The sequence below is a fragment of the Haliscomenobacter sp. genome (assembly GCF_033763495.1).
GTDB lineage: Bacteria > Bacteroidota > Bacteroidia > Chitinophagales > Saprospiraceae > Haliscomenobacter.
The window spans coordinates 18,020-29,582 of sequence record NZ_JANRKL010000031.1; the positions used below are offsets into that span (position 1 = coordinate 18,020).

General features: G+C 45.5%; 9 protein-coding genes and 1 CRISPR repeat array. Of the genes, 8 read left to right on the forward strand and 1 reads right to left on the reverse strand.

Annotation, left to right across the window (positions count from 1 at the left end):
- Positions 1–235 precede the first annotated feature (235 nt).
- Positions 236–1,237 (reverse strand): helix-turn-helix transcriptional regulator, encoded by a 1,002-nt coding sequence (locus tag SFV55_RS03100; RefSeq protein ID WP_320027994.1) that lies wholly within the window; start codon positions 1,235–1,237, stop codon positions 236–238.
- A gap of 149 nt (positions 1,238–1,386) precedes the next feature.
- Here SFV55_RS03100 and cas6 point away from each other — a divergent pair, with 149 nt between their 5' ends.
- The 8 genes from cas6 (at position 1,387) to cas2 (ending at position 9,899) form a co-directional block, all read left to right on the forward strand.
- Positions 1,387–2,193 (forward strand): CRISPR-associated endoribonuclease Cas6, encoded by an 807-nt coding sequence (cas6, locus tag SFV55_RS03105; protein ID WP_320027995.1) that lies wholly within the window; start codon positions 1,387–1,389, stop codon positions 2,191–2,193.
- 31 nt (positions 2,194–2,224) lie between these two features.
- Positions 2,225–3,652 carry a hypothetical protein gene (locus tag SFV55_RS03110; protein ID WP_320027996.1) on the forward strand — a complete coding sequence of 476 codons (1,428 nt, stop codon included), beginning with the start codon at positions 2,225–2,227 and terminating at the stop codon, positions 3,650–3,652.
- 20 nt (positions 3,653–3,672) lie between these two features.
- A complete protein-coding gene (cas7i, locus tag SFV55_RS03115) occupies positions 3,673–4,749 on the forward strand; it encodes a type I-B CRISPR-associated protein Cas7/Cst2/DevR (protein ID WP_320027997.1) in 1,077 nt (358 codons plus the stop codon).
- Positions 4,746–5,447 carry a type I-B CRISPR-associated protein Cas5b gene (gene cas5b, locus SFV55_RS03120; RefSeq protein ID WP_320027998.1) on the forward strand — a complete coding sequence of 234 codons (702 nt, stop codon included), beginning with the start codon at positions 4,746–4,748 and terminating at the stop codon, positions 5,445–5,447. The genes cas7i and cas5b overlap by 4 nt, the downstream gene beginning before the upstream one ends.
- On the forward strand, positions 5,419–7,683 hold the full coding sequence (gene cas3 / locus SFV55_RS03125; RefSeq protein WP_320027999.1) for a CRISPR-associated helicase Cas3': 2,265 nt from the start codon (positions 5,419–5,421) through the stop codon (positions 7,681–7,683). Before cas5b ends, cas3 begins: the two co-directional genes overlap by 29 nt.
- An 11-nt stretch (positions 7,684–7,694) precedes the next feature.
- On the forward strand, positions 7,695–8,207 hold the full coding sequence (locus tag SFV55_RS03130) for a CRISPR-associated protein Cas4 (protein ID WP_320028000.1): 513 nt from the start codon (positions 7,695–7,697) through the stop codon (positions 8,205–8,207).
- 292 nt (positions 8,208–8,499) lie between these two features.
- Positions 8,500–9,504 (forward strand): type I-B CRISPR-associated endonuclease Cas1b, encoded by a 1,005-nt coding sequence (gene cas1b, locus SFV55_RS03135; protein ID WP_320028001.1) that lies wholly within the window; start codon positions 8,500–8,502, stop codon positions 9,502–9,504.
- Between the two features lie 131 nt (positions 9,505–9,635).
- Entirely contained in the window at positions 9,636–9,899 is a 264-nt protein-coding gene (gene cas2 / locus SFV55_RS03140) for a CRISPR-associated endonuclease Cas2 (RefSeq protein WP_320028002.1), read from the forward strand.
- Positions 9,900–10,068: 169 nt separating this feature from the next.
- A CRISPR array of direct repeats spans positions 10,069–11,549; the repeat unit is 30 nt; unit sequence CTCGCAATTGGATTAGGTTGGGATTGAAAC.
- Positions 11,550–11,563 lie beyond the last annotated feature (14 nt).

Here is an 11,563-nt window from a genome sequence, read left to right on the forward strand (position 1 = left end):
CCGGACATTTTTGTATTTCAGAAGCGAAGGGCATGAATTGCCACGTGCTTTAGCTCGTGGATTGGGATTCTACCTTGATTTAGGCTTTAGCCCTGGTTTGAAAATCAGGGCTAAAGCCCATTTTTAAAAAATCCTGCTAACCACGCGCTAAAGCACGTGGCAATTCATGTCCTCCGAATAAAATGTCCAGTAGTGTGGAATCAGTGCGAAGTTTTTTCCTTCATCAGGTCACATTTTATTCGCCAACATAGTGCTGCGTTGCCTTTTGAAAAAAGCTCATCATTTCCTCCTTCAAACTTGGGGGGCTCAGCACCAGTAGTTCATCCCCATAAGAAGCAATCTTGCGTTTCAATTCAATTTCAATCATCAAATCCAGTTGTACGACCAGTTTTTCTTCGGTTTTTTCCAATATCTGATAAGGCTGATAAAAAGGTTGGGATTCAAAATATTTGCCTTGGACCCGATTGAACTGGAGGATGACCGCCTCAACTGGCTTATTTGCGGGACGATTGATGCCGATCACATGCTGCCAGTAAGTGACCGGGTTAAAATCTTTGGGTTTCTGCGCAAAATCGATGAAGGAGCCTGTCAAAACTGGCTCACCTTCAATCCGTTCCAGTGGAAACGTGCGGATGAATTGTTCGTTGGGGTCGTGCGACCAACCGCCGACATACCAGCGTTGGTGGTGCTGCCGCAAAAAATAGGGATCAAACTGGTAGTTTTTAGGCGCGGTAGCCTGAAAAGACAAATAATCAAACTGAACTTGACGCTCTTTTTCGATGGCTTCCATAAAAAAAGATAGATGGCGGCTCCCTTCGTAACGCGGCAGGGGATCGAAATAGATGGCTTTGTGTTGGGCCTCGTGGTCGACCCAACGTCCCACCGCCTTGCGGATTTTATTCACCGTTTCAGGCAGGTCTTTAAAATCGGCAATCTGGTTGAGTTGAGCCAGGGTGCTGACCGCCAGTCGCAAATTGTACACATCTTCTACCGTCAGAGGGATATTGTCGGAGAAATTAAAAGGTTCGGTGTAGCGCCAACCCCGTTTGCGGCCATCATAGGCCAGGGGGGCGCCCATTTCTTTCAACTTTTTTACGTCCTCACGCCATTGCCGTTCGCTGATGTTCAGTTTTTCCAACATTTCTTCAGTGGTTACGATGGCCGTTTCCCCTTTGCGAAGATTAAATATTCTATTGATTTCCAAATACCTATCAAAAGCTTGACCGTTGCGCGACATGTCCTTTAGAATTTTTTTTCAAGGTAAAAAGTAAAGTGCAGTAATTCTGCATAGTGCTCTCCTAATTTTGTTGTTGTAAAAAGCGAGGGAGTTTGTAACCTTTTTCTTACGTATTCGTAAAAGTATTGTAAACCCAAAACCGCATACACATGAAATTCACACTGACCCTACAAGCATTAGAAAAGAACGCTGTACTGCCCATCAATTACCAGTATCCACTCTCTGCCTGGATTTACCGGGTTTTGGAATACGGTGACCCTGTTCTTGCCCAACTCCTACACCAGGAAGGCTACGTAGAAGGCAATCGGCGCTACAAGTTTTATTCCTTCAGCGAGTTGCGCACCGTCAAACACCTCATCGAGCGCGACCGCCTGATCCTGCTGCACCCCGAAGTCAGCTTTTCGATCCACTTTCTGGCCGAACATGCCGCCCAGGTTATGGTAATGGGCCTATTCAAAGAGGCCGGGGCTTTTTTCCTGGGCGACAAGGTATCCGGTTCCAAATTCGTCATCCGCTCTATTCAAATGGACATGCTCCCACCGCTGGGGGAAAGCATCGACTTGTTTACCGTATCACCCGTGGTGGTGAGCACCGTGATCAACACCCCCGAAGGCAAACTGAGCCGCGAATACCTGCGCCCCTTTGACGAAGCCTACCCCGCCCAGATCATCGGCAACCTGGAACGCAAATTCGCCGCCGCCCAAACGGCTGGACTGATTGCAGGCAACTCAGGTGGTGCCCACTTTGAATTGCTCTCCAACGAGGCCAAAGAGAAAAAAATTGACCTGATGGCGGGTACGCCGCAGTATACCCGGGTACGGGGGTACAAGTATCGGTTCAGGTTGTATGGCTCGCCGGAGTTGTTGAAGTTGGCGTTGTTGGCCGGAGTTGGAGAGAAAAATGCGATGGGGTTTGGAGGGGTGGAGCTTACTAGACCTCTAAGAAATACAAATTAAATCGAATTGATAAATTGCTAAACCTAACAATATGGCAACAATAGATTACAATCTGGAATACCTCACCCAAAGAACAGGTGATCCATTTGCCGATACTGGAGCACATATTTTCCAATTGCTACAAGAGAAAAGCCCGGACAAAAACATTCTTCAATTGATTGAGGAGGTAACCGATATCTATGTTCGGAATTGGGGCGGCAGCATCAATGCCTTTTTTCTCAACTCCAAAATAACCCAGCCTGCATTCGTAGGCGAACGAAAAAAAGAAGAGTCAATGGCCTATTTTCGAAGGTTACTCTCCAACGAAGAGCCTTTTGAACAAGGTTATTGTCGGATTCTTGGGCAGCCCACCAAGCTCTTTAGCACCGGACGAGATAATCACATCCTGGCTGGCTCTGGCACATTCATCAATTTTCATCACGGTTTCCAAGAAGGGCTAAAAGTAGCCAAAGAAGTCATTATTCGGATGTTCTTTGTCCCCTTGGGTGCCCTACAGCTTGGTAAAAACATAGCTATCTTGGGCAGCAACAACGAAAAGGTCGAGCAGCTTTTTGTTCAAGAAATTTTCACCTCGAACATCCGTGAGCTGGGTCAACTACAAGGCAAAGGAGTACTCAAATCCGAATTCACCAACCCTGCCAATGCCTTATTTGATTTTGCCAGTAAGTGCATAGGGTCTGTACAAGTAGTAGTTGACGAAGATGAACCTGTTGAAATTCACTTGTACCACTTCACCAATTTTGGAGCTTCTCCAGAAATCAATCTTTATTGCTTTTCGGAAAGACTTTTTGCCTTCTACCGCAAAGTAATGAAGATCAGTTACCGCAATGCCTGGCAAAATTTTGTCCGCGATTTTTACCGCAATTCAAAAAATCGCGGTGCAACCTACAATAGCACTACTGAACAATACGAGTTGGAAGTAAAAAAAGAAACACAGCACTTTGGTTACACTGAATACCGCATCTGGTTCAACATCATTTACACTAAACTTTTACAAGGTCAAAACATCTTAAAAGACTTCTTGAAATGGGGGATTAACAAATACCACCAGCAAGAGGCATTCAACATCTGGCCAATTGTAGAATTATACCAAACTCAACTTCACAACATGAAAAAAACAACCTTGGACAAAATCCGCCAAATTGCGGATTACCTCATTGAGGATGAGGACAAAATCAAACGTCGCTTGAATCGACTGCGGTTGGAAGTAGCCAATGTTTCGCAACTCAAGCGCTTTTTAATCCAAACGATCGGCGACCATTATCAGGAAAAAAAGCCTGCACGTCCGCTCATTACTTTGGAAGAATTTGTAGAAGAACTTTTCCCAGAGGGTGCTTATGGCTTGGAAATCAAAGACCTGTTACTGATTGCCTTGTATGAAAAACTCTGCGAGAAAAACATCCCTATAGAGTTAGAAGGCGAAGAAGAGTTAAAAGAGGAAGAACATCAATTCAACTAATCATCAATTATTCATCAACAATGAAAAACTTAAAGACACAAGGCTTTATCCTCATTGATGTAGACGTTGTTGCACTCAACAATGCTGGAAAATCCAATTCAACCGACGCCGAGAACGGTGTAGCGACCAAACGTATTCGCAAAAACGGCCGCAACTACACTTATGTTTCTGGCCAAGCCTGGCGCTACTGGTGGCGTAATACCCTGCAAAAAACTTTCAATTGGGATCTTTCGCCCATCACTAGAGAAACCAAAGTAGCGTTTACTGCCGCCAACCCTATCCAATTTGCCGATGATGATGTATTTGGATACATGAAAGCGGCCAAAGAGGTAGTGGTAGATGAAAAAGGCAAAGAAAAGAAAGAGGATGTCACCGTCACCCGAGCTTCTCCGCTTAAAAACTCAGCTATCGTATCTGTTACATCTGTACAAGTAGAAGAAAACTGGTCGAGTATGTCCCGCCATGAAGGGGACGCAGTTCCTTACACCAAGCAGGAATACAGCGCGATCATGAAAGGCATGTTCTCACTGGATTTGGAAGCTGTCGGCACTTTTGCCTCCTACAATAAAACAGGTTTTAAAAATTTATCCGCTAAACTCCGTGAAGAAGCACTTGCCCAAGCAGGTTCGAGCGAAATAGCCGATCCACACTTACCTAGTGCAAAAGGCGAAGCACATCAGTTGGTAAGGCTGGACAAAGCGATTCGAATTCAACGGATTGAGGATACTTTGGCTGCGCTAAAATTCTTGAGTGGAGGCGCGATGCAGACCAACAATATGGCTGATGTTACGCCTAAGTTCGTAATCTTGGCTACGACCAACTCGGGCAATCACCCCTTTTCACACATTGCTACTTCAAAAGGAATTAGTGATCAAGTTTTCGAGCTGAATGTAGACGGCATAGAAGAAATCATCCGCGATTTCAAAGCACAAATCCAAGGCAAGGTGTTCATTGGCCACCGCAGTGGTTTTTTGGGCAGCGATGATGTCCAAAAGTTGGAAGTGCTGAAAAGCCAATATCCTGATGTGGTAGAGCTTGGTTCCATCAACGAAAGCATCGACAAGTACGTTGCTCAAGTCAAAAGTCAGATTCCATGAAAACTTACCGCTTGGACATCAGCTCCTGGACGGCTAGTTTTCGGTACCCCAATCTGATTAGTGGGCTACAACCCACTCTGGAAGTCCCACCATTGAGCACAGTTTTGGGGCTGATCAATGCAGCAGCGGGCCAATACCTCGAACACGAAGCGTTGGAGATTGGCTATTACTTTGAGTTTGCAGCCAAAGAGGTTGACCTGGAAACCATCTATATGATTGAAGCCGGGAAAAAAGGCCAAGGCAGTAACTCCGCGAAGTCAAATGTGATTCAACGGGAGTTTCTGTTTGAAACCAGGCTTTCACTCTATTGCAGCAACCGGAAGATCGTTGATTATTTCCGCACACCTGTCTATCCCTTGTTGTTGGGGAGATCCAGCGATTTAGCAACTGTGGAGCAAATTTCAGAAGTTGAATTAGTTGAAATGGAAAAAGCCAATAAAATCAGAGGTCAAATTGTTCCCTTAAAAGGCAACTATTTACCTGGAGTGATTCAGGCACTGCCGAAGTACTTTACCAATACTTTTCCTCGGCAAAACATTGGTACTGAGCCCTATTCCGTCATTCGATTCAACAACTTTGATTTAGCGACTAAAATCTCTGCTTTTCGCGACAACAGTTTACAAAAGGATGGAGTAGACATTTATTTCCACCATTTCAAACTCCAGGATTATGTCGTCAGTCATCTTAGCCAAATCTAGCAATGAGGACAATACCCGGCCACTGACCCTAGCCGAACACAATGACGATTTGCTAGAAATCAAAGCTTATCTACTGGAGGCATTTCCACAAGTTGAACAGATTGCCGCCTTGCCTGAATTTTGGGAGCTATTGCATACCACAATCGTCTTCCATGATTTGGGCAAGGCCCATGCTGAATTTCAAAAAGTGCTGTTGCATCATCGGAAGCAGCGATGGGAACGACAGCGGCACGAACTTTTTTCGTTGCCTTTTGTGTCTGGTTTACAAATTCCTGCCGAGCACCTCAACATGATCGAAAAATTGGTAGCTGGGCACCACAAACCCTTCAATAAGTTGTTACAGCACTGTACCGACTTATATGATGAAGGCGATTTTGCCGAACAGTTCAAATCGGTAGACAGCATTGCCGTGCTGGAATTACTTAAGCAGTACGGTTTTTCAATAGGTTCTTACAAAGTGAACGACCCTAAACGCATTTTTTTACAATACAAAAAACAAATGCATGAGCGCAATGTCCCTCTTGCTCATCCACTTCTGATGCTCACAGGAGCCCTAAAACATTGTGATCATCTGGCCTCCGCATTCATCCGCAAAAAAGATTTGCAGATCATTGATCCAAGTCATTTCGGTTTTTTGGATCAAAAACTGAGCAGCCCTTATGCACATCAAACCAAGGCCGCGCAAATCCTTGGTTCAGCCATCCTCACCGCTCCAACTGGGTCGGGTAAAACAGAGACAGCTCTGCTCTGGACACGCAAACAAATGCAGGAGCATGGCCGAGGGATGGTGTTTTACATTTTGCCTTTCACCGCCTCAATTAATGCTATGTGGAAAAGGCTTGGCAATCCAGAACTGGAGCTAAGTCCAATGGTTGGTATGTTGCACGGCAACCTTGATGCAGTATTGTACCGCGAACTTTTTGAAGAATTTGGAGGGGACACAAAAAAAATCAAAGCGCAAATCCCCGTCATCAAAAAGCAGTTCCGCGAAATGATGACTCCTTTCAGAGTAGTGACTCCCTTTCAGTTGATCAAACATGTTTTTGGTTTAAAGGGGTACGAAAAAGGAATATTTGAATGGACTGGAGCCTACTTTATCTTTGATGAAATCCACGCCTATGATCCGAGTGTTTTGGCTCAAATCATGGTGCTCTTGGAATACAGCATCAGCAAATGTGGGGTAAAGGCTTTTGTAATGACCGCTACCCTACCCTCCTTTTTGAAGGAATTGATTGCCAAAACCATCGGAGAGCCCAGTGTTCTTGCCGCTTCTACTGAATTGTACCAAAAATTTAAACGGCATCAAGTTAGGGTTCTAGGTGGCGAAATCGTTGATTCGCTACCTTTGATCAGTAATGATGTAACTGCTGGTAAAAAAGTACTGGTGGTGTGCAATACTGTCCAAAGGGCACAGGATATATACCAAACTGTATCCCAAGCTGGGCTTAACTCTCTGCTTCTCCATAGTGCTTTCAATGGAGAAGATCGGGCAGCCAAAGAAGCAAAGTTAAAAAGTGATCAATTGCCCGATTTGTTGGTGGGCACTCAAGCAATAGAGGTTAGTTTGGATATAGATTACGACGTCATTTACACTGAAATTGCTCCTTTGGATGCTTTGTTGCAACGCTTTGGGCGGGTGAATCGAGCCACTAAAAAATCTCCTTGCCCCTGTTTTGTCTTTGAACAGCGCAACGACAAAGACCGCTTCATTTATCCTACCGATGTATGTGAACGAACCTTAGCAGCGCTACGCGAAATAGAAGCCGAAAATGATGGCGTTGTAGATGAATTAGGCTTGCAGCACAAAATAGACTTCGTCTATCCGGGGTTTTCTGAAAAAGAACAGCAGGCATTCAATCAGGTAGCGGATAGCCTGAGGTATTCCATTCAACATGTACTGGTACCTTTTAATGAAGACAAAAAGAGTGAACAGGATTTTTACGATCAATTCGATGGGGTAAAAGTGCTTCCTATCGAGTTAAAAGCAGAATATCAGCAAAGGATCAATCGATTTGATTTCATCCATGCAGACATGCTTAAAGTGGGGATTCGGAAAAATGAATTCCAACGTTGGCGAAAAGATGGAACCCTAATATCAGAAAGGTTATTTGTGGAAAAAAATACAGGACAGATTGACATCCCGGTTTGGTTGTTGAAGAAACCCTACGATCAGGAACTAGGCTTGCTAAAATATCTGGAATTATCGATGCTGGAATTGAATGATAATCAGCTTTAAACCTAAAATGAATGCTTTTTACAGCCACCATCGTTGCATACTTCCACACTTGCAAGCGTAAAATGTACCTCCATCACCACGGCATCCGCATGGAGCACACCTCCGACGTAGTCTACGAAGGCAAACTCATTGGCGAAAGCACCTACCCCGAACGGGCGGCCAAAAACACCCAACTCGAGCTTGACGGCATCAAAATCGACTACTACGACGCCAAGACCAACACCGTACACGAAACCAAAAAGAGCGACAAAATGGAGCAAGCGCACCTCGCCCAGGTGCGCTATTACCTGTACGTATTGCACCGCAATGGCATTGAGGGAGCACGGGGCATCATCGAGTATCCCACCTTGCGGCAGCGGCATCAACTGGAATTTGACCCCGAGCAGGACATTCCCCTCATTGAAGGCTGGCTGAGCGACATCGAACAGATTTTGGCCCAGGAAGAATGCCCGCCAGTGATCAATAAAAGCATTTGTAAGAACTGCTCTTATTATGATTATTGCTACGTGACCGACGAGGATTGAAACACCAGTCTGCTGAATTTTGATCAAAAAACGTCCTTTGATGAGCTAGCTATCTAATCGCGGAGCGATTGAATTTTGAATAGCCCCGGTCGTCCGGGGATTTGGCGAATACGGGTATGTTTCACAACCGCGGCAGCGGTTGAACACAGCAATCCCATCCGTTCAACCGCTGCCGCGGTTGCTAAACACGCGGTACGATTTTCACCCCGGACGACCGGGGCTATTCAAAATTTAACCGCTCCGCGGTTGGAAATTGGCATAAAACTAAGGAACGAAAAATTAAGTACATTCCATGAAAAAACCCTATTACCTATTCAACCCCGGTCGCCTCTCGCGCAAGGACAACACCCTAAAATTCACCCCGGTGGACGAACAGGGCGTGGAAGGCCAACCCCGGCATTTGCCCGTTGAGTCGGTGGAGGAATTGTACATCTTTGGTGCGCTGGATGTCAACTCCGCTTTGCTCAACTTCCTGGGGCAGGAAGGCATTTGTGTACATTTTTTCAACTACTACGAACACTACACAGGCTCCTTCATGCCTCGGGATTACCTGCTGGCGGGCAAGGTGCAAATTGCCCAAACCCGCGCCTATACCGAGGCCAAACGGCGCATGCCCATTGCCCGCAGCCTGCTGGAAGGCGCTGCTGCCAACATGTTGCGGGTACTGCGCTATTACGGCAATCGCGAGCGGGACTTGGGGCTGCAAATTGCGGCCATCGAAGATTTGCGGCAAAAACTGGAGGAAGCCAAAACCAGCAGTGAATTGATGGGAATCGAAGGCAATATCCGCCAAAACTACTACCAGGCATTTGACGAAATCCTGCTCGATTTCGACATGGACGGGCGCAGCAAAAGGCCACCCAAAAACGAGGTCAATGCCATGATATCCTACGGAAACATGCTTTGTTATACCCAGTGCCTCAAACAAATTTACCACACCCAGCTCAATCCCACCATCAGCTTTTTGCACGAACCCGGCTATCGGCGCTATTCCCTGGCGCTGGATTTGGCCGAAATCTTCAAACCCGTCTTGGTAGACCGACTGATTTTCACCCTGCTCAACAAAAAAGTGATCCAAGACAAAGATTTTCGCTGGGAACTCAATAAATGCCTGCTCAAAGAAACAGGTGCCCGCACCTTCGCCAAACACTGGGACGAACGCATGAATGAAACCATCCAACACCGCAGCCTCAACAAAAAAGTGAGCTACAAACACCTCATCCGCCTCGAATGTTACAAACTCACCAAACACCTGCTGGGCGATGGGGAGTACAAACCTTTTAAGATGTGGTGGTAACTATGTGTTGAGGAGTTGAGAGGTTGAGGAGTTAAGGCTACCGCAGCGACTTGGACAAGATCGCGTCTAAGTCGCTGCGGTAGCCTCAACTTCTCAACTCCTCAACTTTTCAACTTTTCAACTCCATTCCTATGTATGTAATCGCCGTTTACGATGTCAATGAAAAAAGGGTGAGCAAAATGCTGAAATTGTGCCGCCGTTACTTAAATTGGATTCAGAACTCGGTCTTCGAGGGCGAAATCACCCCGGTGAAATTGCAGGAGCTTGTCGTCGAAGCCCAAAAAATCATGGAAAAAGACGAAGATAGCCTCATCCTTTTTAAAAGCCGCGACGCCCGTTGGCTGGATAAAGAGGTGATTGGACTCGAAAGAATGAGCACCGACAATTTTTTATAGTCTCAAAATCAAATATTTACTCCTTCTCATGGCAGGTCATTACAAAAAGTCGTCGATCCCCCGGTAAAATCCACTTATTGTACATCGACGATTTTTGATGCCCCAAAATGCTCTTTGACATTTGGATATTTATTTGGTTGTTAAGGAATAATGTATATTTTTGTGACGGCTCGCAATTGGATTAGGTTGGGATTGAAACAGGAGAATTGGAACTATTACGATACTGAAGATGAACTCGCAATTGGATTAGGTTGGGATTGAAACTTTGGGGCAATGGATAGAAGGGCGTGGATAGTACCCCTCGCAATTGGATTAGGTTGGGATTGAAACTACGGTCCAGCACTTTGCTGTACAGTTTTTTCCGTACTCGCAATTGGATTAGGTTGGGATTGAAACCATTTACCACATTGCCATTCGCATGGGGGTTAGGAACTCGCAATTGGATTAGGTTGGGATTGAAACTTGATAAAGCTGATCACATTCTTATAGCTGCGGGGTCTCGCAATTGGATTAGGTTGGGATTGAAACACAATGCTGCAAAGTTGATTTCTAAACTAAAGACACTCGCAATTGGATTAGGTTGGGATTGAAACAAGCTGGTGGGAAGTACCCGAGCGCCAGCTATTGCCCTCGCAATTGGATTAGGTTGGGATTGAAACGACAGCACAATCATTCCTTTAAGGCTTTTTAGCTGTCTCGCAATTGGATTAGGTTGGGATTGAAACACGTTTCACAAGGTTGTTGGCAATTACACTTTCGGTCTCGCAATTGGATTAGGTTGGGATTGAAACTGTTTGGCAACGAAGCCTACCGTCACCAACACAACTCTCGCAATTGGATTAGGTTGGGATTGAAACACAATCCCTTTGTGGTGTACCTGGATGAGGTGCCCTCTCGCAATTGGATTAGGTTGGGATTGAAACCGGGTAGAGATGCCCTTTATGTTGCGGGTTTTTACTCTCGCAATTGGATTAGGTTGGGATTGAAACGCAGCAGGAGTTTAATCAAATGCGCGAAATCGTAAACTCGCAATTGGATTAGGTTGGGATTGAAACTTTATCCGGTGAATCATCTCGATGGGCTTCAACAAACTCGCAATTGGATTAGGTTGGGATTGAAACCTACATCTGAATTAAAGGTGACGTAGGTATCCGCTTTGCTCGCAATTGGATTAGGTTGGGATTGAAACGCCAATGAGCTGCTTTTCCCGGCTGATCGAGACATCCTCGCAATTGGATTAGGTTGGGATTGAAACACACCATCATCCGATCGGGAGACCACTCCCGATCCCTCGCAATTGGATTAGGTTGGGATTGAAACGTGGAAGTGCAATTGCTGCGCCTCCAAAACAAACTCACTCGCAATTGGATTAGGTTGGGATTGAAACTCCGGTGGCGGGCGCGTACCAGGATTCGGTGCGGTTCTCGCAATTGGATTAGGTTGGGATTGAAACTGGGTTTATCGGGAAAGGATTCACTCTTCACGTACACTCGCAATTGGATTAGGTTGGGATTGAAACATCAATATTGGTAACCCTCCAAAAGGAACCGTTTTACTCGCAATTGGATTAGGTTGGGATTGAAACTCCGTTCCTTTCCAGTTGAACGAACTCCCTTGTGCCTCGCAATTGGATTAGGTTGGGATTGAAACATCAACTTTATAAA